The sequence below is a fragment of the uncultured Bacteroides sp. genome (assembly GCF_902491285.1).
In the GTDB taxonomy this organism is placed as follows: domain Bacteria; phylum Bacteroidota; class Bacteroidia; order Bacteroidales; family Bacteroidaceae; genus Bacteroides.
In genome coordinates, this window is record NZ_CABUHK010000002.1 from 59,695 (window position 1) to 84,703 (window position 25,009).

At 45.8% G+C, this 25,009-nt stretch carries 10 protein-coding genes and 1 pseudogene; 2 read left to right on the plus strand and 9 right to left on the minus strand.

Features of this window, described 5'->3' with window-relative positions; genetic code table 11:
• Window positions 1-62 precede the first annotated feature (62 nt).
• The 5 genes from RDN93_RS00815 to RDN93_RS00835 all read right to left on the minus strand — a co-directional run bounded on the left by RDN93_RS00815 (window position 63) and on the right by RDN93_RS00835 (window position 13,573).
• The gene (locus RDN93_RS00815; RefSeq protein WP_005850209.1) at window positions 63-1,841 is read right to left on the minus strand and encodes a bacterial Ig-like domain-containing protein; all 1,779 of its coding nucleotides are present in this window, start codon (window positions 1,839-1,841) and stop codon (window positions 63-65) included.
• A gap of 24 nt (window positions 1,842-1,865) precedes the next feature.
• Window positions 1,866-3,617: a RagB/SusD family nutrient uptake outer membrane protein gene (locus tag RDN93_RS00820; RefSeq protein ID WP_005844363.1), complete on the minus strand. Its 1,752-nt coding sequence runs from the start codon at window positions 3,615-3,617 to the stop codon at window positions 1,866-1,868.
• A gap of 19 nt (window positions 3,618-3,636) precedes the next feature.
• Window positions 3,637-6,846: a TonB-dependent receptor gene (locus RDN93_RS00825; protein ID WP_005850211.1), complete on the minus strand. Its 3,210-nt coding sequence runs from the start codon at window positions 6,844-6,846 to the stop codon at window positions 3,637-3,639.
• A 439-nt stretch (window positions 6,847-7,285) separates the two neighbouring features.
• Window positions 7,286-9,214, minus strand: a complete 1,929-nt coding sequence (locus RDN93_RS00830; protein ID WP_008666662.1) for a glycoside hydrolase family 97 protein — start codon at window positions 9,212-9,214, stop codon at window positions 7,286-7,288.
• A gap of 132 nt (window positions 9,215-9,346) precedes the next feature.
• Window positions 9,347-13,573 carry a two-component regulator propeller domain-containing protein gene (locus RDN93_RS00835; protein ID WP_057279303.1) on the minus strand — a complete coding sequence of 1,409 codons (4,227 nt, stop codon included), beginning with the start codon at window positions 13,571-13,573 and terminating at the stop codon, window positions 9,347-9,349.
• Between the two features lie 287 nt (window positions 13,574-13,860).
• Between RDN93_RS00835 and RDN93_RS00840 the strand changes: the two genes are divergently transcribed.
• Entirely contained in the window at window positions 13,861-15,396 is a 1,536-nt protein-coding gene (locus RDN93_RS00840) for an arabinan endo-1,5-alpha-L-arabinosidase (RefSeq protein WP_117695878.1), read from the plus strand.
• Window positions 15,397-15,419: 23 nt separating this feature from the next.
• The gene (locus tag RDN93_RS00845) at window positions 15,420-17,399 is read left to right on the plus strand and encodes an alpha-L-arabinofuranosidase C-terminal domain-containing protein (RefSeq protein ID WP_005844374.1); all 1,980 of its coding nucleotides are present in this window, start codon (window positions 15,420-15,422) and stop codon (window positions 17,397-17,399) included.
• A gap of 801 nt (window positions 17,400-18,200) precedes the next feature.
• Here RDN93_RS00845 and RDN93_RS00850 read toward each other — a convergent pair.
• The 4 genes and pseudogenes from RDN93_RS00850 to RDN93_RS00865 all read right to left on the minus strand — a co-directional run.
• Window positions 18,201-19,763: an arylsulfatase gene (locus RDN93_RS00850; RefSeq protein ID WP_117814736.1), complete on the minus strand. Its 1,563-nt coding sequence runs from the start codon at window positions 19,761-19,763 to the stop codon at window positions 18,201-18,203.
• A 147-nt stretch (window positions 19,764-19,910) separates the two neighbouring features.
• Window positions 19,911-20,966 (minus strand): tRNA 2-thiouridine(34) synthase MnmA, encoded by a 1,056-nt coding sequence (gene mnmA, locus RDN93_RS00855; protein WP_008781368.1) that lies wholly within the window; start codon window positions 20,964-20,966, stop codon window positions 19,911-19,913.
• Window positions 20,967-20,968: 2 nt separating this feature from the next.
• Window positions 20,969-21,439 carry a virulence RhuM family protein gene (locus RDN93_RS00860; protein WP_008666667.1) on the minus strand — a complete coding sequence of 157 codons (471 nt, stop codon included), beginning with the start codon at window positions 21,437-21,439 and terminating at the stop codon, window positions 20,969-20,971.
• Between the two features lie 171 nt (window positions 21,440-21,610).
• A pseudogene (locus tag RDN93_RS00865) lies at window positions 21,611-24,859 on the minus strand (glycoside hydrolase family 2 TIM barrel-domain containing protein); the annotation flags it as partial.
• Between the last annotated feature and the right edge of the window lie 150 nt (window positions 24,860-25,009).

Consider the following 25,009-nt stretch of genomic DNA (forward strand, 5'->3'; position numbering starts at 1 on the left):
TTAAAGACCATGCCGCTTCTTCCTGAGGAAAACGGCATGGCTTGTGTGATTACTGATTCGGATTAGAAGACGAGATGGCCGCCTTCAATCGTTAAAGCGAAGTTCAAGTCGTTCATATCCAATTTGTTGATCCCTAAATAGTATTGGGCATAGGAAGTACCTGAAGTGCCTTTCATTACTGCTTGAATGTCGGCTGTACCATTGCCGCAATTGGTCACGTAGACGGTGACTTTGGCTCCGTTCATATCGGCAAGCCAAGCAGCCCAGTCGCCTTGTGTACCGTTGTGAACGAGGCTGGCATTTCCATCGTATCCTGCACCCCATCCATAGTTATCGGCGCGTACCACTGCATATTCGGCAAGATCGGCTTTGCGGAGAACGATAGCGAAGTTGCTCCAGTTATTAGCTTGGCTGGTGTAATTGGTGAAGCTGATGGATCTGGTTTCACCTGCCGGCACGTTGAAATTGTCAGAAAAGACAGTCCACCAACCCGTTGAATTGTCTTCGGCTCCTATGATACCGGCTGAGTTGCTCACAGCGGCAACCACAGATTCGGCAACTTTGACTTCTACGGTAGCGGTAACTTCTTCGGCAGTAATGGTTACGGTCTGCGTACCGGCTTTGGCAGGAATGGCAGAGAAATGGAGTTTGGCGTTGTCTACTACTCTTGTGCTTCCGTCGGCATAAGTAGCCGTTACTTCCAATCCTTCGGGAAGGAATGCCAGCGTACGGTCGGTCATCGTTTCCGTTGCTGCCGAAGTATAATAGTAATACTGCGTGTGCGCAGGTTGAGCCGTCACTTGGATGGATACAATCTTTTCCACTACTTCAAACGTAGCATTGGCCACCACCGGCTGGTTGCAATTCTCGCCCTTGAAGGTCTTGTTGTAGATGACTACCAGTGTCTTCGTGCCCAGTTCGTTCATATTGGGGATGGCAGTGAACTGGAGTTCTTCTGCAGTTACGGTCTTAGTCACCCCTTCTTCGAAGCTGACGATGGCAGTAATCCCGGCCACGGCTTCTTCGAGTGAGGTGCCGGCATTGACCTGATCGGGTACATTTTGCAGTACCATCGAGAGCGGATTCTTGTCTTCGGCAGAAGTAAGGCCGCCGATAGGAACGATGTTCGATTGCAAGAAGTTGATGTAAGAGCCTTCGGGTACCAGGAAGCAGCGGATGTTGGTATTGCTCGCGTCTGCATTCAGATTGGGTAACTTGTACGGCTGTTTGTAGGTTTTGGTTGCCGAGGCGTTCTGGATTTTGATAGAGAAGGCATTTTCATTGGTGCGGTCTACGGTGAGTGTTACTTTGCCGCCCAATTTCTGTACAGTTTCGTCCAGATTGTCAACGGGTGACAGCATCAGTGTGCTGGAGGTGTATTTGAAGAAGAGATGGGAACCCCATTGGGAGTTATAGGCCAAAGTATCGTTTGTGGTATCAAAACGATAAGCGCCATATTCCGTGTATCCTTCACCTCCGCGGTCTGCGTCATTGGTTATGACTAGGGCGAAGTTTTTATAATAGGTATTGTCGGCAGGGTTGATGTTGAGGTTGAACACTCCATGCCACTTCTGACCATCGGGCACGACGTAATACTTGGAGAAAGCTGTCCAAAAACCGGAGGTGTAGTCCGTATTACCGAAGGAGTAGACATCTTCCTGCATGCCCTCCAGCACTTCTTCTTCCGGATCTTTCTTTGAATTTGCTATGGAGTCCACTTTCTCGGAAATCCAGTCGGGGGCGTTAACATCATACAGCTCGCCACCCTCGCAGCTTGGCAATGCCATCAACCCGAAGGCGATGGAACAGCAAGCGTATACTAATTTATTGAGTATTCTCATTGTCTTACATTTTAATAGGTTTGTTTATTTGCTTAAGTCAACCACCGGATGAACAGTCCATCCGTTCTCACTGAAATAAGTAGAGTTGTCCGTGCTAAAGTTGGCAGAGTTACCACTTAGGTTAGGGTTCTTGTTCAACAACTGTTGTACGATGGGCAGAAATTCGTGCCCGGGTAAGTAGGTGTCAAAAGAACTTTTTAGTTCGGAGTCGGTTGCGATATCGTTGTAGTCTACAGGATCTTTGGTTCCGGTTACAGAACGGCGTACGACACTGTGCTCCTTAAGTTGTTGCAAACGATCATTCTTATAGAAGAATCCCCAGCGGATAAGATCGAATCCGCGTCCGAACTCACAACCAAATTCTTTCGGACGCTCCACATTGGCAATCTGCTCGAAGAGTTTGTCGGCTGTAGGGAAGTCAGCCAGTTCCAGATCGGGCAAGTCAGCGCGGTTGCGTACTTCGTTAATCCAGTCGATGGCCTGTTGTGTGGGGCCGTTGACTTCGTTTTCACATTCGGCAGCACGGAGCAGCACGTCGGAGTAGCGCATCAGACGCAAGTTGATTCCATCGTGTAAACCTGTAATAACGGTGCTATAGAGTCCGGTACGGAGGTTTGTGAACTTGGCGATGGGTAGACCACCGTATGTGTTGTTGGTTACGATGTTGTCGGTGGCTGTAAGTTTGCTCGTATAAGCTACATTGCCATATTCAAAGTCTTCCCAATCGGATTCGTAAGTACCGATGGTCCAGTACAGACGCGGGTCGAGTTTGCCGTCAGTAGTACGTTCTGCTTTGAAGAGATGGTAGAGCCAGGGGGAAGCCGAAATGTCGGCCCAACCGCCATAATTGCCGGGAGCGAAGTTACTCTCGATGGCCGAACCTTGGGTGGCATTCGGGCTGGTGTTCACCGGAGTCCACTCGTCGTCGGTTCCTTGTGATTCTAAGTCAAGGAATTGCACTTCGAAAAGGCTTTCCTTGTTGTTCTCATAGGCAGGACCTTCACGAAAGTTGTCGCCATAGTTATCCATCAGTTCATAAGTACCATATTTTTTGCCGATAATGTCTTTCAGTACAGTAAGGGCGTCTTTGAATTTATGGCGTACCATGAGCGCACGGGCATAGTAACCGGCTGCGGCACCACAGGTGGCACGTCCTTTTTCCCATTCGCCACCTTGATCTCGTGAGGGTAACAATTCCATGGCTTCTTTGAAATCACTTTCCACTTGGTCCAGCACGGCATCATAGGTGCTGTTGCCGGTATAAAGTCCATCCAATGAAGAGTAGGTGGCATAATCTGTGATGAGGGGCGGGTTCTGGTAATAACCAACCAGATTGTAGTATGACAGACCGCGCAGGAAGAGCACTTGTCCTTTGATGCGTTTCATTTTTTCGGAAAGCTGGCTGTTGTCTTCATCGCAACGGGAAATGGCAAAATTACATACATTAACGGTGTAGTACCATTCGCGCCAGGGCCACCACGTGATGTCCGAGGTTACTTCCGCATTCAGGTCATCGAAAGGCAGATACCATACTTGTGATGAATTCCAGGCTTCATCGCCACGACACACATCAATGGTGTAGCCTACACGGGCGTAAGAACCTTCCATACGGATATGGTTATAGGCGGCAATAACGCTCTCTTCCAAATCATCGGCATTGAAACCGAATGTGTTTGAGGTTTGCTGGTTGGGATTTAACAGCTCCAAATTATCATTGCAAGAAGTCAATGTGCCTAATCCCAAAAAGAGAACCAATGCATATTTATTGAGTTTCATATTGTTATGTTTTTAGTGATTAGAAAGTGAAATGAACGCCACACATGAAGGTACGTGCGGTAGGATAAGAACAGAAGTTATATCCCGGTGTGAAGGTACCTCCTGCATAGTCCACATTGTAACCTTTGTAGCCGGTAAAGGTGTGCAGGTTCTGTGCCGACACGTAGAAACGTACATCCGATACGTATTTGCCAAACCATTCGTTGGGGAAGTTGTAGCCCAGTTCTATATTGGCAATTTTCCAATAAGCTGCGTTCTGAATTTTGCGGTCGCTGAAGAGATCGTTCCAGGCCAGGCTGGCACTGTTGGTGACATAGGTACGTGGTACGCTGGAAAGATAGGTGCTGCCGTCTTCGCTGAAGCGATTGGCGTCGAGCATGGCTACGTCTTTGTTGCCCCAGCCATAGCAAGAGTTCAGAGAGTTGTGGATGTCGTCGCTAACATGATAGTTGAGTGCACCGAACGTAGCGATGCTCAGGTCGAAACGTTTGTATTCGAAGCGGGCGTTCAAACCGAAATTGATCTTAGGCATACCGCTGCCCAATACTACCTGGTCATTGGCATCTACCTTTCCGTCAGGCTTTCCGTCGGGACCGCTTACGTCCTTATAGAGGCAGTCACCAATTTGGGCGCCTTCTTGTGTGGCATGGTTGTCCAAGTCAGCTTGTGTGCGGGCGATGCCATCATAAACCCATCCGTAGAATTTGCCGATCTCTTCACCTACGTTGGTGATGTAGGCGCCGGAGATGTATGAATCGGTACCGAAGCCCAATGAGGTTACGCGGTTACGGACAGTACTTAAGTTAGCCGACACTTCATACTTGAAGTCGTGGTCTCGGTTGCGGTAAGTAGCTGCAAATTCGAAACCTGAATTGTTCATCGAAGCGGCGTTCATTGTTACGGTGGTATTGGATACACCGGCTTGTTCGGGAACGGGAACAGCATAAAGCAGGTCTTCACTGGTGTTCTTGTACCATTCGGCAGTGAATTCCAGACGGTTGTTGAACAAGGCGAGGTCGATACCCACGTTGTAGCTTTTCTTCTTTTCCCAAGAAAGGTTGTTGTCTACGAAAGTGGAAATGGCAGAACCGGTGATGGGCGTGTTGCCAAAGCTATAAGTCATGTTATTACGTGCCATTACAGCCTGATACATGTATTCACCAATGTTTTCGTTACCGAGCTCGCCATAGCTGGCACGTACCTTGAACATGTTGACAATGTTTCTGTTGAAGGGGAAGAAAGACTCCTTGTCGAAACGCCATCCCACAGAAACAGAAGGGAAGGTGCCCCAACGGATATTTTGGGACAAGCGGGAACTGCCGTCGCGGCGCACGGTTGCCGAGAACAGATAACGCTCGTCGTAGTTGTAGTTGATACGCCCGATGTAGGATAGGAGGGTGTGTTTGTATTCGAAGCTTTCAGCGTAAGTGTTGGCGGCATTCTGGAGTTGCAGGAAGTAAGGCTCGGTGAAGTTGACGCCCCAGCCTGTCAGCAAGTCGGTGTTTTCTTCTTCGTAAGTCTGGCCGGCTACCAGGTTAAAATGGTGTTTGCCGACGGTGGCATCATAAGTCAGCACGTTTTCAATCAAAGCATCGGCATAAGAGCGGGTAGCTTTGGTGAGACGTTCGTTGCTTTTGGCCAGATAGACACGGTTGCTCTGTACCCATGCAGGAATCCAGGTGAAGTCCTTGCAATGGGTTTTGCTGTAAGAGAGATTGACTTTATAGTTGAGCTTGTGGTTTTTGCTGTCAATACCGATCATTTTCAGGAGATCCACATCGGCAGAGGCTGTTCCTACAAAGCGGTCTACACGGGTATTGCGCTTTAACAGGTTATTGACCAGCAAGGGGTTGGAAGCTGAAATGTCACCATGTACGGTGTCGTAGTAAACACCATAACCATAAGAGTCATAGTTGAAGTTATTGGCGATCCCTACCAGATTGTCAAGTACCCAAGTAGAGTTGTCGTAGGCTTTGATGGTGGGTTGCATCAGCAAAGTACCACGCAGTATGTTGGTTACGTCTCCATACAGACCTTGAACGTATTCGGAAGCGTTTGACAAACCCATGTTGTCTTGATCGGAGTGAGAGTAAACCAGGCTGGTATGGAACTTGATGAATTTGGTGTCCATCGTGTTGTTGACACGCGCCGTGTAACGTTCGTAGTTGGGACCGGCGCCTTCCAGTGTACCTTTTTGGTTGTAGTAATCTAATGAAACGTTATAAGTATTGTGGGCACCGCCACCGGAGAGGTTCACATTGTGATTTTGACGGATACCTGTTTTGAACACTTCTTTAAACCAGTTGGTATTGGTGTTATCCTGGAAATGATATTTTCCGGTGGTACTGTCCAGCTTGTAACCGCCGGGCAGCGGAGTGTTGGAGTTGGCGCATGCCTGACCGATGTACTGGCTGTATTGGTCGGCATCCATTACGTCATAGACACTACTGGGAATGTAGTCCATACCTACGTACCCATTGTAGTCTACTTTCAGCGGTTGGTCTTTCTGACCGCGTTTGGTAGTGATGATGACCACACCGTTGGCTGCACGCGAACCGTAAATGGCAGCAGCCGATGCATCCTTCAGAATTTGGATGGTTTCAATATCGTTTGAAGAGAAATCGCGGATGGAAGTACCCATGGGGACACCATCGATAACATAAAGAGGAGAAGTGTCACCAAAAGATCCGACGCCACGGATACGGACGGTAGGGTCGGCACCGGGCTGCCCGTCGGAAGTGACTTGTACGCCTGATACTTTACCTTCGAGCATGGTGGAGATATTGGAATGGGATGTCTGTTTCAAGGCTTCCGTGTCTACTACAGCTACAGAACCGGTCAAATCGGATTTCTTTTGTGTGCCATAACCTATGACAACAACTTGTTCCAGCATCTGGTTGTCGGGTTGCAATTGGATGGCTTCAATGATAGCGCGGTTACGAACGGCTACTTCGCGTTCCTTGTAGCCTACATAGCTTATCGAAAGGATAGCGTTTCCGGCAACCTCCAGTTGGAAGTTTCCGTCCACATCGGTAATGGTTCCACCTTGTCCTCCTTTAATTCTGACAGTAGCTCCTGTCAAGGGCTCACCTTGTTCATCGATAACTTGACCGCGAACCTTGATAGCCGGAGATTGTGCCACGGTAGCTATAGCAGGTGTGGGATACACCATCATGCCACCCATAGCACACAGACTAAGCATTACGGAAAATAATAAATGTTTCCTCATTTTTTTAAGTATTAAATTAGTAGATTAAATTGTTGCTGATGTATTGAATTGAGATGTTGGATTATTGTACAATCTAATGTTGAATACTCTAGGTAGACAAACCACAGAGTTTATAAATATGCTGGAGCTATTCTTCATAATATTTAAGATTAGGATTAGACTTTAAAAGCAGGGTTCTCTTCCGAAAGATTGAGCACCGATTGCATGACAAAAGTATAATTTACACCGTAAACAGGGGTGGACAAACGGTTTTATAGGGTGGACGAATGGATAATGGAAAAAAATGTATTTATTCCGCTTATAGTTTGCGTCTTTTGGAGGTGGTGAGATAGGCTTAGGAGAAGGCTTTTTTTATATAAAGTCATGTAGCCGGACAACCTGGTGAAGGACTGTCCGGCTACATGAGGGATAAAATACAAATAAAATTCTCTGAAAGGAATTATTTCACAAGTAAAAATCCTCCTTCCGCCTGCATCGTAATGCTGACTTCATCATTCTTTTTTAATGTTATCTCTTCAGCGTGAGGATTTAGTTTTTTATCGTCCTGATAAAGCATCACTTTATCTCCTTTAGTACACATGGGAAGGTTCAACTTTAATTTCAGCGGTTCTTTTTGTGCATTGATTCCGGCTATGTACCATTTATCGGCATGCCGACGTGCCAGTACTACGTATTTGCCCGGATAGCCGTCAATGAATCTTGTTTCGTCCCATGTGGTGGGAACTTGCTTCATGAAATCCAAACAAACTTGGGGGGCATCGGTCAGGTTATTAGGCGCCAACGCAAAATTCTGAATAGGATTTTGGAATAAAACGGCTGTTGCCAGTTGGAATACATCAGTGGTCTTGCGTATGCTTCCGCCGTCATTGTTGCGGTTGAGGCGTTTGTTGAGGAATGTGCCGCCAAACTCCATGCAACCGATGGTGTTGCGGATAAATGGATGCAGACAGGCATTAAATGCTTCTTCATCGCAAAAATGTTGTTGGAAAATCAGGTTTTCCGATGCGAGCACGGCTTCGCTTCCTACATAATTAGGATACATACGCTCCCATCCCCGAGGAAGGGTACAGCCGTGGAAAATGACCATCAGTCCATTATCATCCGCATCGCTCAGGATGGCTTCGTACAGACGCATGGTTTCCTGCTTGTCACCTCCGAAGAAGTCTACTTTGATTCCTTTTACTCCTATATTATGCAGCCATTTCATTTCCTTTTTACGGATAATGGGATTGTCCATGTAATTGGTAGGACCTTGTACTATATCATTCCAGTAGCCGCTGGAACTATACCATAAAAATACATCTACATTTTTACTGTGTGCATAGTCTATGAAGTCTTTCATACGTTCACGGCCGATGTTGGTATCCCACCAGTTGTCTATCAATACATATTCATATCCCATGGCGGCAGCAAGATCTACATATTTTTTCTGATCGTCGAAATTGATGCTGCCATCTTGCCAAAGTATCCAGCTCCAGGTTCCGCGTCCCATTTTGTATGTATGCTCCGTTGGGTAAAGAGGTTCCACGACATCCCATGGAATCGTTGTTTCTACAATGGGCTTCAGGTTTTCGCCTACAGTAATAGTACGCCAAGGAGTGGAACCGGGCAATGCAAGACCGGGAGATGCCGTACCGTTACCGTTGTTTTCTTCGGGCATGGGGAAAGCGAGGGTATAAAGTCCGTCGGCGGTGGCATCGCTCAGGTGTGAACCACAGTATTTGCTGTCTACTCCGGTTTCACTGATAAGTGCCCAGCCATTTTCTCCTACATGGAACAGACAAGGAAATGTGTAACCGTGCCCATATTGTGAACGTACATTCATAGGAGCGTCAGCCTTATATTCTTCCTCATAACTGGGCTTGGTACGTTTCCAACCTATCATGGCGTCACTTTGCGGGCACAGGAAAGTAGTGGTGAAGGAGGGGAAGTCAAAACCGGTAGTTTCTTTTTCTATCACGATGCTTCCCGTATCGCCATATTTGGGCATTTCGTAGCGGAAAGCAATATCGTTGTTGCTTACGCGGAATATTATATTTATATTTTTCTTTTCTTTATTGGTAAAGGTGCATGTAAGTTCATTGGCTTGATAATGAATTTGTGATTGTTTGATACGGTCTTGTGTATAGGTCTTATCTATTTTATTCTCTTTTTGTCCGGTGAAAGTCATATCTCGGCTGAAGTCCCCCACATTGGCAATGAAACCTAAAGGTGAATCTTCCAGGATGGTCTTGTCCTTATAGGTAACGGAATAAACGGGGATACCCTGTTTTACGGATACATTTACTTTCAAAAAGGAATCGGGTCCTGTAACTGTAGCTTGTTGGGCAAAAGCTGACATTGTAGTGATGGCAAGCAGCCAAGTCATAAATTGTTTTTTCATGGGTATTAAATATGCTATTATAATGTAGAGCAAAGATAATTTATTTAGCGAGACGAGAGCGTAGAAAAACGGAGCATTTATGGTATACAATCCGTTCATTTTACGCTCTGGAATAAGTCAGTCGGTTCCATTCTCCATCATCGAACTGGGTGTTGTTCCGAAATGTTTTGTAAAGCAGCGTGTGAAGTATTTGGGATCATTGAATCCTACTTCGTATGCTATCTCAGATATATTCATATTGTGCGTCAGCCGGTTACGGATAATAAGTTCCCGCGCAAGATTCAGCCGGTAGTTACGCATGAATTGTCCGGCAGACTGTCCCGTCAGATTTTGCATTTTTTTGTTCATCAAACTTTTGCTTACCCCCATTGCTTCGATGAAATCGCTTATTTCGTAATAGGAGTTCTTATAGTTTTCTTTCACAATCTGCATCGCCTTGTCCAGGAATTTCTTGTCACTGGATTCTTTTTCGATATTCAGTGCATCCACGTCCATACTGTATGAGAACTTTTGTTGGAAACGTTTGCGGTTTTCCAGTATATTGGATATCCGGGCCAGCAGCAAAGTATCATCAAATGGTTTCAGCAGGTATTCGTCTACACCTATACGGAAGCTTTCGATGCGCGATTCGTTGGATGTTTTGGCTGTGAGCATCAGGAAGGGGATATGTGAGATGGCGAAATTGGATTTTACCCGGCGGGACAGTTCCATACCATCCATGACAGGCATCATCAAGTCACTGACTATGAAATCCACGTTCTGGGATTGGAGCACAGTCAATGCTTCTTCACCTTGGGATGCTTCGAGCACGTTATAATATTCGGCCAGAATGGAACGGATATAGGCGCGCATATCTTTGTTGTCTTCTACTACCAGAATCGTCAGTTTTCCATTGGTGGCAGGTTGCAAGGCCAGCGGAGATTCTACCGGTTCTTTAACTTGCTCTGTTGGTGCGGGCAGACTGTTTGCATCGGCATATTGCAAAGGAAGTAAAATACGGAAAGAACATCCTTTGCTCTGATTATTCTTGGCACAAATTGAACCTCCATGCAACTGGACAATTCGTTTGCATAGATAGAGGCCGATTCCGGTCCCGCTTTGTCCGTTGATAGAGGAATGCGTCTTGTTTTGTGATTGGTAGAAGCGGTTGAATACTTTGTCTATCTCTTCTTCGGGCAGTCCTGGCCCCGTATCCCGGATACAGATGAACAACTTTTCCTGCTCTTCCTGGCGGAAGGGGGTGGCATAGATGGTAATTTGTCCTCCTTTGGGGGTAAATTTCAAAGCATTTCCTATCAAATTGACAATCACTTTATGCATGGCATCCTCATCGTACATGATTTCACATGAAGGAAGGCGGAAACGACGTTCGATGGTTATTCCTCTTTCGGATGCATATGCGTCGAAGGGAACCAGCAGTTCATTGAGTAACTTGGCAAAGTTGCCCGGGTTGCGGACAATTTCCATTTTCCCTGATTCTACTTTGCGGAAGTCCATTAATTGGTTGACCAGTGAGAGCAGATATTTTGAGTTGCGCTCCACAAAATGTAATTGTTCAATGACTTGAGGATTGTAGCTTAGTTTCAATGCCCTTTCTATAGGTCCTACGATTAATGTCAACGGAGTACGGAATTCATGGGTGATATTGGTGAAGAAGGCGAGTTTGTCAACCGTCAATTCCTGTACTTTCTTTGACATTTGTATCAGTTGCCCTTTTTGTTTGGTTATTTTTTCGTTTTGCTGTTTCAATAGTTGGTTTTGACGATAGAGCTCGCTTGCCTGAGTGGAAAGCAGTTTTTTTTGTTCTTCCAGTTCACGGGTACGTTCCTCTACTTTGATGTGGAGCATTTCTTGTTGTTCTTTTAACGAACGAAGCCTCCATGATAATACCTTATATATAAGGAAAGATAGAAGAACCAATATGGACAGAATGAACCAGATGGTTTTATAGAAATAAGGTGATACGGCAATGTGGAGTTCTGCCATTTCTTCCAGCCATTGTTTGCCGTCGGGGGCATAACGCAGTTCGAAAGTATAGTTGCCGGGACGCAGGTTGGTATAGGCGGCTTGTCGCCTGTTGGCCGGCACTTTTATCCATTTGTCGTCAAATCCTTTCAAGCGGTAATAATAATTGGCGAATGTCGATGCATCATAATCCAGTGCGGCAAATTCAATATAGAGAGATTTGTCGCGTTCGTGTAACTGTAGGGTGCCGTTTGTGTACAATCGTTCTTCATTGGCCACACGAACATGGGTGAATGCCAGAGGAACAGCCTCCTTGGGATTTGTGTCTATGACTGGTTTGACTACAGACAGCCCTTTAGTACTTCCTACATACAAATCTCCATTGGCGGCACGGCATATTGCGTTCCAATAGAACTGGTTGGATAATAGTCCGTCTTTCCGGGTATAGTTGAAGAAGCTGTTGTTGTTAGGATTGAAGCGGGAGAGTCCGTTGGTGGTGGTAATCCAAAGATACCCTTCTTTATCTTCCGATATGCAGCGGACACTGTTGTTTATCAGTCCGTCTTCGGTGGTGAAGGAGCGGAAGGTATATTCTCCGTTTTCTGTTGGTGAGGATTTGTAGAAACCATATCCGTTGCTGCCTATCCATAGGGTTCCGTCTTTAGACTGGGTGATGTAGGTTACCCTTTCCTTCAACTTTGATTCCGGTTCGTCCAGCTTGATCCTCCAGAGTTGATAAATCAGTCTGGGGGCTTTCAAACTGCTTAGATCTATTCGGCAAAGTCCTTCTGTAAGTCCCAGCCACAGGTGGTTATCCTTATCTATATAGTATCCTGTACAGCCTTCAATTCCACCTAGGTTCATACCCTTGAATGGTTCGGTGAGCGTTTGTGTTTTCAAGTCGTAAACATAGATATTGGTACTGGTTCCCACCCAGATGGCATTATTCAAGTGGTCATAGCAGATACTTCCGGCCCATCCCCATGAGAAGTCTCCGTATTCGGGTATTTCTATGTGGTGGAATTGTTTGTTCTGCGGATTTTTCATGTCTATCCATCCTATGCCTCCTCCCCAGGTTCCTATCCAGAGTCTTCCATCGTTATCGCTGGTAAAACAACTGACGGTATTATGGCTTAGGTGGGCGGGTGCATCAGTGGTATAGTGTTCAAAAGTGTTGCTGCCGGGAGCCCGCCGGTTTAAACCTCCTTCTACGGTTCCTACCCATAAAACACCCGACGGGTCTTCATAAATGGCATTGACGGGATTTTGGGAAAGACTTCCGGGAATGGTGGGAATATGATAATAGTTTTGTACCAACAGCATCCGGCGGCTCATCTTGTTCAGCCCTCCCACTTCGGTTCCTACCCAGATAATGTCACCATCGGTCAGCAGACAGTTTACGAAGTCACAGTTCAATGTGTTTTGTACAATTTCTCCTTCTCCGGTATCTTTATTTATCCGCTCAAAATTGTCTGTCAACGCATTATAAAGGTTTATACCTTTTAGGGTGGCAACCAGCATGGTATGTTCTCCTGTTTCTGCTATGTCTGTGATAAAGTTTTGGGAAAGCGAGTTGTTGTCATTCGGATCGTACATATAATGCTTCATCAGTTCCGTATCCATATTGTATCGGAAAAGGCCTTGTGCGCTGCCAATCCAAATTTCATTTTCTTTCCGGCAGATTACTTGTATGGACACACCGGGTAATTGCAGGGCAGATGAAATGAATGTGGGTTCCTGTACTTCCATAGCCGATTCTTTGATGCGGTAGATACCGTCTTTGTAGTTTATCCAAAGATAGTCTTCCACCTCACAAATAGTCCGGATGGATTCTCCTGCCGGCACTTCGCATATTTTAATGATCTGTCTTATATTTCCTTGTTTGTCAAAGGTAATTTTGAATAAATTGTTTTCCGAACAAACCCAAATATTTCCCGCTTTGCTATGGAGAATGAGATGGGAGGGGCGGTTGCACAGTGAAATAAGTTTGTCTTTCGTATCAGCGACTTGTACAGTCTGCATGGTTTGTATATCCAATATGTCAATACCCATTTCACTGACAGCCCAAATACGCTTGAAGTTATCCTCACACAGTTTGTTTATGAAGTTGCTTCGTAGTTTGGTGTGGGTGCTTCCCATATTGAAGGCGGTAAATTCATAACCGTCATAACGGGCGATTCCTTCCCCACGGGTGGCAATCCATAAAAAGCCCTGACTGTCTTTCAATATATCGTCCACGAAGTTGTGAGGCAGTCCTTCATCCATCGTAATAGCGGTGACGTTATAGCGTTCAGACCATTTTCCGGCGGTCTCTTCAGCTTGCATAGACAGGCTCGACAGAAAGATGAACAGGGCAAATAGCAAAGAATGTCTTTTCATAGTGTGTAGTTCATTAATGACGTAAGAATATACCATTATGGAAACAAAGATATACCTTTTCGTTTTTCCTTAAAAACAAACAAATCATTTTTATCCCTCTGCTGTACAAATGTCCACCCTTTAAGCGATATTGTCCACCTGGCGAGCTTTTGGTTGCAGCTATATTTGCATTAATAATAATTAGTCAATGTGTCAATATGCCAATGTGCCAATTGGCTGCGCTATATGCCACATGGCCATTGACAAATTAGTACATTAGCAAATGGTCATATAATAAACAAAATACTATGAAACAGCAATTTTTTCCTCAAAGATTATTCATGGACATGAAGAGGTTAATAATAAATAGGTTGGTTGGTTTAGGCCTGTTGGTCGTAGGGGCATTGGTATCATGCAATGCACCTACGGCTTTCGTGCCTGTTCCTTCACCGAATCCTTGGGTGGATGATTATACCGCCCTTTCGTCTATGGAAAATTACAAGCAGTGGGGAACGTATAATGTACACGATCCGGCCTGTAAAAAAATAGGGGATACCTATTATATGTATTCCACTGATGCTATCTTTGCCGAGAACCGGAAAGAGGCGGAAGAGAAGAATGTACCGTTAGGTTTTATCCAGGTACGCAAATCAAAAGATCTGGTACATTGGGATTTTGTGGGATGGGCCTTTCCCGAAATACCTGCTCCGGCTATAGAATGGGTCCATAGTCAGGCGGAAGGAAAAGGGGCGACTAACATTTGGGCTCCCTTCCTGATGCCTTATCAGGGTATTTATCGTTTGTATTATTGTGTATCGGCATTCGGCAGGAATACATCCTATATCGGTATGGCCGAGTCGGATTCTCCCGAAGGTCCCTGGATACAGAAAGGGTGTGTGGTCAAGACAGGGGAAGGGGATGCGATGAATGCCATAGACCCTTCTGTTATTGAGGACCCGGAAACCGGAAAGTGGTGGATGCATTATGGCTCTTATTTCGGCGGTCTGTACTGTGTGGAACTGAATCCCGGAACAGGAATGACTATGCAGCCGGAGGATCATGGGCACTTGATAGCACGTCGGGCCAATTACCGGAAAGACAATCTGGAAGCACCGGAAATCATGTATCAGCCGGAACTTGGCAAATATTATCTGTTTACATCCTACGATCCGCTGATGACTACCTATAATGTACGTGTCGCTTATTCCGATTCTCCCGAAGGGCCTTTTGTGGATTTCTATGGAGAGGATATAAAAGATACAACGAATAATGTTCCCATTTTGACAGCTCCTTACCGCTTCGAAAATCATCCGGGATGGGCGGGAACGGCTCATTGCGGTCTTATTGACGCCGGTGACGGCCGTTATTTTATGACTCATCAGGGACGGCTCTCTCCTCAGAACCAGTTGATGGATCTGCATGTACGTGAAGTGTTCTTTACTGTAAACGGATGGCCTGTGGTTTCTCCCGAACGCTATGCAGGTACTGCTCCGCGCTCTTTCACTAAAGAAGATTTGGCAGGTGAGTGGGAAATTATCCGTCTTCAGGAGCCGCCTCTGGAACGTAGCTTGGAGGCCGGTCAGATAATGTGGGGCGAGGGAGACTTGCGAAATGGGGAGCAGGCATTGTCTGCCCGTGTCGTTTTGGAAGCAGATGGCAGTGTTGGAGATGCAACTTGGGATTTTAATGTTAAAAAACAACTTCTTACTATAAAAACAGCCACAGAAGATATTAACAATTTGATTATCTTTGCCGGACACGATTGGGAAAATGAAACAGAAACCATTCTCTTTACCGGCCTGGATGCTCAAGGGCATTCGGTATGGGGAAAGAGAATTAACTAATAAAAATTAATAATATTACTATCATGAAATTACACCGAACTCTATTCACAGCATGGGTATTTGCTGCCGGAGTAGCGCTACATGCACAGAATGCGCACAACATGGTCGTGCAGACCAATAAACTTGGTGCGGAAATACAACCAACCATGTATGGTTTGTTTTTTGAGGACATTAATTATGGAGCCGACGGAGGATTGTATGCCGAACTGGTAAAGAACCGTTCATTCGAATTCCCGCAACGTTTTATGGGGTGGAATGTTTTCGGTAACGTGACCTTGATGGATGACGGGCCGTTTGAACGAAATCCGCATTATGTCCGTCTGGGTAATTCCGGGCACAGGGAAAAACATACAGGGATTGAAAACGAAGGTTTCTTCGGTATAGGTGTCAAGGAAGGAGCCGAGTACCGTTTTTCCGTATGGGCACGTGGTGAGAACCAGAAACTTCGCATTGAATTGATCAAGAATGATACGATGGAGGAACGTCAGGCTTTTGAGTCAAAAGAACTGACAGTGAACTCGAAGGATTGGAAACAATATGAGGTGATATTGAAATCGCCGAGAACGGAACCCAAGGCTCATCTCCGTATTTTCCTTGAAAGTGCGGGAACGGTGGATCTGGAACATGTTTCTCTTTTCCCTGTGGATACTTGGAAAGAACGTAAGAACGGGCTTCGCAAGGACTTGGTGCAGGCTTTATATGATATCAAACCCGGTGTTTTCCGTTTTCCCGGCGGCTGTATTGTGGAAGGTACGGATGAGGCTACCCGTTACGAATGGAAAAAAACAGTAGGTGCGGTAGAGAATCGTCCGTTGAATGAAAACCGCTGGCATTATACGTTCAAGCATCGTTTCTTCCCCGATTATTTCCAGACTTACGGACTGGGCTTCTTTGAGTATTTCCAGTTGTCGGAGGATATAGGCGCCGAACCGTTGCCTATTCTGAACTGCGGACTGGTATGCCAGTATCAGAATGACCCCGACCAGCAGGTCAGCTTGTCCAAACTTGATTCGTATATACAGGATGCATTGGATCTGATTGAATTTGCCAATGGTGATGTTACGACTACTTGGGGAAAAGTTCGTGCGGATATGGGACATCCTGCTCCCTTCAACTTGAAGTTCTTGGGTATTGGCAACGAACAATGGGGACCGGAATATCCGGAACGTCTGAAACAGTTTGTCGAGGTGCTTCGTAAGGCGCATCCCGAAATCAAGATTGTCGGCAGTTCGGGACCTCAGTCTGAAGGTAAAGACTTTGATTACTTATGGCCGGAAATGAAAAATCTGAAAGTGGATTTGGTGGATGAGCATTTCTATCGTCCCGAAAGCTGGTTCCTGGCACAAGGTAACCGTTATGACAATTACGACCGCAAAGGTCCGAAGGTCTTTGCCGGAGAATATGCTTGTCATGGAAAAGGCAAGAAATGGAACCATTTTAATGCTGCTTTAATGGAAGCTGCGTTCATGACCGGACTGGAACGCAATGCCGATGTGGTACACATGGCTACTTATGCGCCTTTGTTTGCTCATGTGGAAGGGTGGCAGTGGCGTCCGGATTTGATTTGGTTTGATAATCTGAATTCCGTCCGTACTTGCAGTTACTATGTACAACAGTTGTACAGTCATAATAAAGGCACGCATGTATTGCCGTTGACAATGGATAAAAAAGCTGTGAGCGGTCAGGAAGGACAGGATGGTCTGTTTGCCAGTGCCGTATGGGATAAGGATGAAAAGGCTTGTATCGTGAAAATTGCCAATACTTCGGATAAGGCACAACCGGTATCAGTGACTTTCAACGGATTGAAGAAGAGTGATAAACTTGTGGAAGGTAAATGCATCACGCTCCAGTCTGCCGATTTGGATAAAGATAACACGGTAGAGCATCCGAATGTCATCACTCCGAAAGAAAGTGATGTTACGATTGAGGGTAATGTACTGAATGTAGAGATGGCGCCCAAGACTTTCGTGCTTTATAAGTTTGTTAAGGCAAGTAATAAGTAAAAGATGAATCATTCCTTTAAATGCTAACACAGAGGATAGAGAAACATAAAGCAGCCGAAGGGCTGCTTTATAATCCCAACTGCATCCGGAACTTTTAAAGGAAATGTATACCTGTCTCCCTTGGTTGTACCAAGGGAGTTTTTTTGATTATACGTATATTGTCATCTTGGATTTTTCACGTTGTTTTGCTGTAAATCAGTAATGTACCGTGAAAATACATTCTAAATCCCCCCGAAACGGTTTGCCATTCTCCGCTGCCAAATTTGGTTTGACGGATATCGGTTGTTCTGATTCCTGTGTCATAGCTACGGTTGTTCCATTGCAGGGGAGCGTCATAAGGCGTATTTTTGTTCGGGTGCGTTCATTGCTTCACTAAGGTGAAGAGGCAGCTTCGCTTAGGTGAACAGCCGCTTTCACCCAAGTGGAATAACTGCTTCACCTGGGTGAAATATCAAATGGAGTGAGGTGAAGGTATGATGAGAATAGGTTCTTCTGATGCCTACGAGCTACCGGGAGGTAACGAGGGGCTGATTTTACATTCTGTCCGAGAGCATCCCCGAAGCAGATGTATTTCGCCACCGGCATACCGATTGAGGAGGTTTTGAAAGACTGTCGCACGGGAAGCTCTTGGTAATGAGTGAGTTGTTGTGATGGAATGCTTTTATGTTTTATGTAAATGAGTCAAAAGTGATTTTTGTTGTCGTTATGTTGTATGGGCGGGCTCATGGGCCTGCCCATACGGTGGAACATTTGATGGTTATTTCGGATTTTTGAAATATCCTCTTATTGGATGAGTCCTGTTTACATCTTTATTCTCTTATTGCGTACTTGCCTCAGAATGGTCTGCAACTCAAATACTTTCTCAGGATACTTTTCTGCTACATTCTCTTGTTCGCTCACCTTTTCCATTTCATATAACTGGGGAACGTTCAGGTTTCCGGTTTCTATTTTTTCTGCTTTCATGAAAGTGGTCGGGTCATCATTCGGTTCAATGTATTTCCAGTCTTTGGTACGGACGGACAACGTGTGGTTCATGGATTGTTCCACAATCCAGGGGCGGTCTGTCTTGTCGGTTCCTATCAGATTCCCTAAACGGTCATAACTGTCCGGAGCGCTGCCTTTAGGTAATCTGGCGTTGATCAAAGCTCCTAAGGAGGCTAGCCAGTCAATCTGTGACATTAATACGTCCGAGTCTCCTGTCTTTTTTATCTTCTGTGGCCAGCGGACAATGACCGGGACGGCTGTTCCACCCTCGAAAGCGCTGTATTTGTTTCCTCTCCACGGACCGGAAGGTGTATGTCCGTTCAACAGCTCTTCTGCCTTGTCCTTATATCCGTCGTCTACAACCGGACCATTGTCGCTGGATAGAATAATCAGCGTGTTTTCAGTTAGTCCAAGTTGGTCCAATGTTTCCATCAGCTGGCCTACCGTCCAGTCGAATTGGGCGATTGCGTCTCCGCGTAGTCCCATAGGATTCTTTCCACGGAAGCGGTCATGGGGAAAACGAGGAACGTGTACATCATTGGTTGCAAAATACATAAAGAAAGGCTCGTCTTTATGCTGTTTGATAAAGTCGATGGCATGAACGGTGATGGAATCGGCAATGTTCTCGTCTTTCCAAAGTGCTTTTCCGCCCCCTTTCATAAATCCGATGCGGCTGATGCCATTGACGATGGACATGTCATGTCCGTTGCTGGGATGTAGGTTATACAGTAATTCGGGATTATCTTTGCCGGTCGGTTCTCCCAGAAAGTTCTTGGTGTAACTCACTTCTATGGGATCGGACGGATCATAGTTGGCTACCTTGCCGTTTTCTATAAATACACAAGGTACACGGTCGGCTGTAGCGGCCATGATATAGTGATAGTCAAAGCCTAAGTCACCTAAAGCGGCTGGTAAAGGAGCATTCCAATCCTGCCCGCCTGTCTTGTCTCCCAGGCCCAGATGCCATTTGCCGATGGCGGCTGTAGCATATCCGGCACTTTTAAACATGTCTGCCATGGTGTATTGTTCGGGACGGATAATCATTTTTACATCTCCTGCGGCAATATCCGTGTCCGGTCTGCGCCATGCATATTCTCCTGTCAGCAAGGAGTAGCGGGATGGGGTGCTGGTAGCGGCTACGGTATGTGCATTAGTAAAACGAATGCCTTCCGATGCCAGTTTGTCAACATGGGGAGTTTCTATATTCTTGGCTCCGTAACATTTTAAATCTCCATATCCCAGGTCATCTGCCAGAATAACGATAACATTGGGCTTTTGGGGGTCCTGCGTACTGTTTTTTTGAACGGTTTCTGCTGTTGCAGAGTTACAGGCGGCTAATGAGGCAAGTAAGGATATGCCTGCATAATTTCTACTTTTCATCTCTATTTATTTAAGGTTTGATCCGGATACATGTCTATTTTCACTTTCCGGTTTCTCGACCTGAAGGTGAAGAACGACGGAAAGTTATCAAGAAAATCTTGAAGCAGCAAAAAAGAGGACTGAAATATGATTTGAAAGTGTCTGGAATTAGATGATAATGCCCCCACCCAGTACTACATCATCCCTATAGAAAGCGGCTGCCTGTCCCGGAGCAATGGCTGTCAGCGGCTCGTGCAGTTGTACATGCAGGGTGTTATCCGGTTGCAGGGTTACTGTGCAGCGGTTGGCTTGTTTCCGATAGCGTATTTTGACGATGATGTCGTCCTTGTTTAGTAATAAAGCGGGATTGGTGATGTGCCATTCTTTCAGTCTCATTTCTGTTTTTTCCAGTGCTTTCAAGTCGCTCAGTATGACTTTGTTTTCTGCCGGAATGATTTCTTTGACAAAGACAGCCCGATTAAGATCTATGCCCAATCCTCTCCGCTGGCCGATGGTATAGAAAGGATAACCTTTGTGCCGTGCGATAAAATTCCCCATTTCATCGAAGAATTTACCCGGTAGGATACTTCCTTCAGGTAATTCCTTATGTAGGAATGTGCGGTAGTCCATGGGGCAGAAGCAGACTCCCAGACTGTCCCGTTTATGGGCGGCTTTCAGAAAACCACGCTCTGCCGCGATTTCACGGACACGGGCTTTAGTCAGGTTGCCCATAGGGAGAAGCATACGTTGCAGGATTTCTTGTGGCAGCCCCCATAGGAAAAAGGATTGGTCTTTATCCGAGTCGGCACCGGTAGTGATGTGATAGCATCCATTGATGAAGCGCCGGCGTACATAATGTCCTGTAGCGAAGTGATAAATTCCCATTTCATCGGATATTTTCTTTAAAAGAGGCCATTTCAGGTAGTTGTTGCACAAGGTACAGGGAACCGGGGTATGACCTGCCATATATTCGTTGATGAAATAGTCAATGATGGTTTTCCGGAAGGTGTCACGAACATCGTATGTGAGATGGGGGATGTTCAGACGTTCACATAAAGCGCGGGCGTCCTCCAGATACTCAGTATCATTTTCTTTTTCATAAAAGCGGAAGGTGATGCCGGTTACTTCGTATCCTGCATCCTGCAATAGAAGGGCGGCTACGGAACTGTCTGTTCCTCCGCTCATGCCTAGTAGGACTTTATTATTGGACTCTGTTTCTCTCATCTTTATAGCAGTTTTGTGACGATAGATGCCGGAATATCCATTTTGGAGAAGGCAAACAGTTTCTTTCCCAAATCTTTCAAAGAGGCTCCGATGTGATATATGTCGGATTGGTCTATAATAAGAAAACGGTCATGTGCCTGGCTATTAGCCCATTGGCGGAATTGGATTCCTCGTTTCGTATTTACACGGTATCCTACTGATATAATCACATCTAAATTATAATATTCTAAGTTACGCGTAATCTGTCTGTTGCCTTCTTGGCGAACTGTTCGGAAATTCCGAACGGTTGAACTTTGGATTAGTTCTTCTGATTTATAAATGTTCTTTAGATGCTCGCTTATATTGGCTTTGCTGGATTGGAATAGTTCTACTATTTGTGCCTGGGTCAGCCACACTGTTTCATCTTCAATGCGCACTTCCATCCTCACTGATTCATCCGGTTGGTAGAGTATGATTTCTCCTTGTTGTTCCATGTGTTCGATTTTTTGAGTACAAAGCTAGCAAATATAAATCAGACTGATCTTGTTTTCAGGTTATAATTGAAATGTAGGATGGGAAATGAAACTCCGATGACAATCTATATGATAGTGCCATCGGAGTTCTGACATACTCTTCTTATTAAGGAAGGAATGCTTGCTATGTTTTTATTTTACCGGCATCAATGTGAATCCCCAATGATATTCCTTATTGGCGGGTAGGGTATGTTCCGGCAGAGGGCGGTCTCCCCAGCTGTCATAACCGGCTATACCTTGTTGCTTCATATCAATACATACTTCCACAAAATTACGTGGGGTGATATCATTGACATGTGTCATGCGGCGTATTACATTTTTAGCTTTTTCCTCATTATGGTTAGCAACTTCTTCGGGAGTGAAGTTAGTCCACTGACGGGGACGGCTGATAGCTTCTTCCGAGTCAAAGTCCTCTACGGAGTTGCGCAGGGCATTGAATCCGATAGTGCTGTCGGCACGTATTAACAATCCTTTTCCGCCTTTGCGGGTCAGTTCTACCCAACGGGTGTCGGTGCGGTGTCCGTTTTCTTGCGGACGGACATAGTTGTTGGTGTACATCTGGTCGGCTGTAGTGCGGTAGAGATCAACGAAGCTGCTTGCATTACGGTCGATGTAGTTTTCACCCGGTCCGCGTCCGAAGTATTCTACCTGGTTCATATCGGATGGCAAATGGAAACGTACACCGATACGTGGTACGTTCAGTTTGGAAGAGGCAAGGCGTTGAGCATCCTGTCCCGGTGTGAAAGTGGCCATTAAGGTAGCTTCTGATACTTCCGTGTCGGCAGCCTTCATATCGGTAGAAGTAAAGGTGATGCCTGCATGAACCACACCGTCGGGATAGATGGTATATTTCATGATGTACAGATTGCCTGCCGCCAGTAGGTAATTGACTGTTAATACGGTCTTGTTGCCGTCTGTTGTTGTGGTAACATCTGCTACATTGAAATTCTTGCTGGACTGTTTCCATATTTGCTCGCGCTTAGGCCCACCGTTACCATAATCATTGTCCGTCGGTGCGCGCCAGAAGTTAGGCTGAATACCAAAACCTTCAGCGAAATATTCTGTACCGTTTACTTTGTATGAAGTCACGAGTCCGCTTCTCTTGTTGAAAACGAACTGCATACGTGGTGATAATACGGTGATGATGTCACCATCCGTGCTGACGGTAGTCTTGCCGCTTGCTTTATGTCCGGTCATAGCCAATGGTTCTATGGGCAGGCGGAATTGTTCGGAAGCAATATCGTGTCCTGCAGGAATCAAGGGCTCCGGTTCTGTGGTGGTAACTACAAAATCTACAAAATATTCTGTGCCGGCCTTGGGTTTCAATCCGTTGAGGTTGATGTTCAGTTCTTTGGAACCTTGCGGTTCGATATCTAATGATACTTTTCCGCCTTTGATTGTTTTTCCGTTTGCCTTTACGGTATAACTGATCATATACTTTTTCAAGTTGGTGAAGTAGAAACGGTTTTTTACCAGGAATTTGCCGGCAGCCGGGTCGATGGCTTCGAAACCTACATTCTGATGTGCATATTTCACTTCTGTCATGGCCGGATGCGGAGTGCGGTCCGGAGCTACGATTCCATTGCATAGGAAGTTTCCGTCGCTGGGTGCATTGGTTCCGTAATTACCTCCGTAGGCCCAGTAGGTACGTCCATTTTCGTCTGTTTCCAGAATACCTTGGTCTACCCAGTCCCAAATGTAACCGCCTTGCAGGTTCGGGTACTTGTAGATTGCTCTCCATTGTGCTGCCAGATTACCATTGGAATTGCCCATAGCGTGTGAATATTCGGATGGTGCGATGGGACGGTCGCTGCCTTTCTTGCCTATTTCTTCCAGCCAGGCGGCACTGGGGTATTGGGGTACATACATATCTGTGTTCCATTCCCAAAGGGCGCGTTCATAATTTACAGGACGGTTCATCCCTTTTACTTCGCGTTCTTTCAGCCATAAATAGGTCTGATAGAAATTATAACCGTTTCCGGCTTCGTTTCCTAATGACCAGATGGCTACAGAGGGATGGTTTTTGTTACGCTCGTACATATTAATGGTACGGTCCATGTGCGGCTTCAGCCATTCGGGATGGTTGCCCAATGTTCCGCCCCGGCTTAAGTTATAATACATACCGTGGCTTTCTATGTTGGCTTCATCATATACATAGATACCATATTCATCACACAATTCATAGAACTTGCGGTCTTGCGGATAGTGGCAGAGGCGCACGCTGTTGATGTTGTTCTGTTTCATCAGGGTGAAGTCCTTGCGCATCAGCTCTTCGGGAACATAATGTCCTGTTTCGGGATTATGTTCGTGTATGTTTACACCTTTCAGCTTGATGGGTTGGCCGTTGACGAACAAGCAAACGTATGGTTTGCCGTTTTCGGCTATCTGATCGGTTGGTTTGATCTCGAAACGGCGGAAACCTACCGTATAAGGAATGATTTCGCTTGTTTTTTCTCCGTCTTTCAGAGATATCAGTAACCGATACAGGTTAGGGTGTTCTGATGTCCAGGTCTTGACGTTGCTGAGGGCGGCTTCAAAAGAGATGCTCTTCTGCCCGTCTGCTGTAACAGGACAGGGGGTGTTACCTTCTGCAACCACTTTCTTTGCGGCATCCAGCAATTCGTATGCTACGGTTACCTCTTTGTTGGCTGCTGTATGGTTGGTTACGTCCACATTCAGTTTGAAGATACCATTCTTATAAGTGTCGTCCAGTGTAGACACCACATTGAAATCTTTGATGTGGGTTTTGGGCTGTGAGAACAGGAATACATCACGTTCAATACCGCTCATGCGCCAGAAGTCCTGGCATTCCAGATAAGAACCGGTACTCCAGCGGAATATTTTGATGACCAGCGAGTTTTTGCCGGGTTTCAGGTAGTTGTTGATTAAGAATTCTGCCGGATTCTTGGAGTCTTCGCTGTATCCCACTTCCTGTCCGTTGACATACACGTATACACCGGATTTTGCTCCTTCCAAACGGAGGAATATGTCGCGTCCATCCCAATCGGCGGGAATTTCGATATCACGCTGATACACACCGACCGGATTGGTTTCGGGTAACTGCGGCGGTTGTGGATTTCTGGGTTTGAATTCGTATCCATGATTGGTGTAGATGGCCACTCCGTAGCCCTGTACTTCCCAGTTGCCGGGTACTTTAATCTCCTTCCAGGCTATGTTGGCATCCGGTTGCTCAATGTTGGCAGGCAGATCTTTGTATGCATCTGCATAATAAAAGTTCCATGTACCGTTTAGTAGTTTGTAATAAGGGCTGTTCTCATACTCGCCGGTCAGTGCCTGGTTCCGGTTGTCGTAAGTCATGAAAGCTGTGCGTGGATATTCCTTGTTGACGGCTACGGTCTGAATATCTTTCCAATAAGGTAGTTTTGTATCTTCCGCATGAAGAACTTGTGTTGAATATGCGCATACAGCAGCGCTGATCAGGAATTTAAATAAGGTTGTCATTTTAGGTTTCATAGGTTCAAATAGAAAAATGAAGAAGAAAGGGCGCTAGTACCGGCGCCCCTTTCCTTA

Excerpts from the sequence above, each read along its gene's own strand:
- RDN93_RS00815 (WP_005850209.1), bottom strand. The coding sequence starts at position 1,841 with ATGAGAATACTCAATAAATTAGTATACGCTTGCTGTTCCATCGCCTTC.
- RDN93_RS00820 (WP_005844363.1), bottom strand. The coding sequence starts at position 3,617 with ATGAAACTCAATAAATATGCATTGGTTCTCTTTTTGGGATTAGGCACA.
- RDN93_RS00825 (WP_005850211.1), bottom strand. The coding sequence starts at position 6,846 with ATGAGGAAACATTTATTATTTTCCGTAATGCTTAGTCTGTGTGCTATG.
- RDN93_RS00830 (WP_008666662.1), bottom strand. The coding sequence starts at position 9,214 with ATGACTTGGCTGCTTGCCATCACTACAATGTCAGCTTTTGCCCAACAA.
- RDN93_RS00835 (WP_057279303.1), bottom strand. The coding sequence starts at position 13,573 with ATGAAAAGACATTCTTTGCTATTTGCCCTGTTCATCTTTCTGTCGAGC.
- RDN93_RS00840 (WP_117695878.1), top strand. The coding sequence starts at position 13,861 with ATGAAACAGCAATTTTTTCCTCAAAGATTATTCATGGACATGAAGAGG.
- RDN93_RS00845 (WP_005844374.1), top strand. The coding sequence starts at position 15,420 with ATGAAATTACACCGAACTCTATTCACAGCATGGGTATTTGCTGCCGGA.
- RDN93_RS00850 (WP_117814736.1), bottom strand. The coding sequence starts at position 19,763 with ATGAAAAGTAGAAATTATGCAGGCATATCCTTACTTGCCTCATTAGCC.
- mnmA (WP_008781368.1), bottom strand. The coding sequence starts at position 20,966 with ATGAGAGAAACAGAGTCCAATAATAAAGTCCTACTAGGCATGAGCGGA.
- RDN93_RS00860 (WP_008666667.1), bottom strand. The coding sequence starts at position 21,439 with ATGGAACAACAAGGAGAAATCATACTCTACCAACCGGATGAATCAGTG.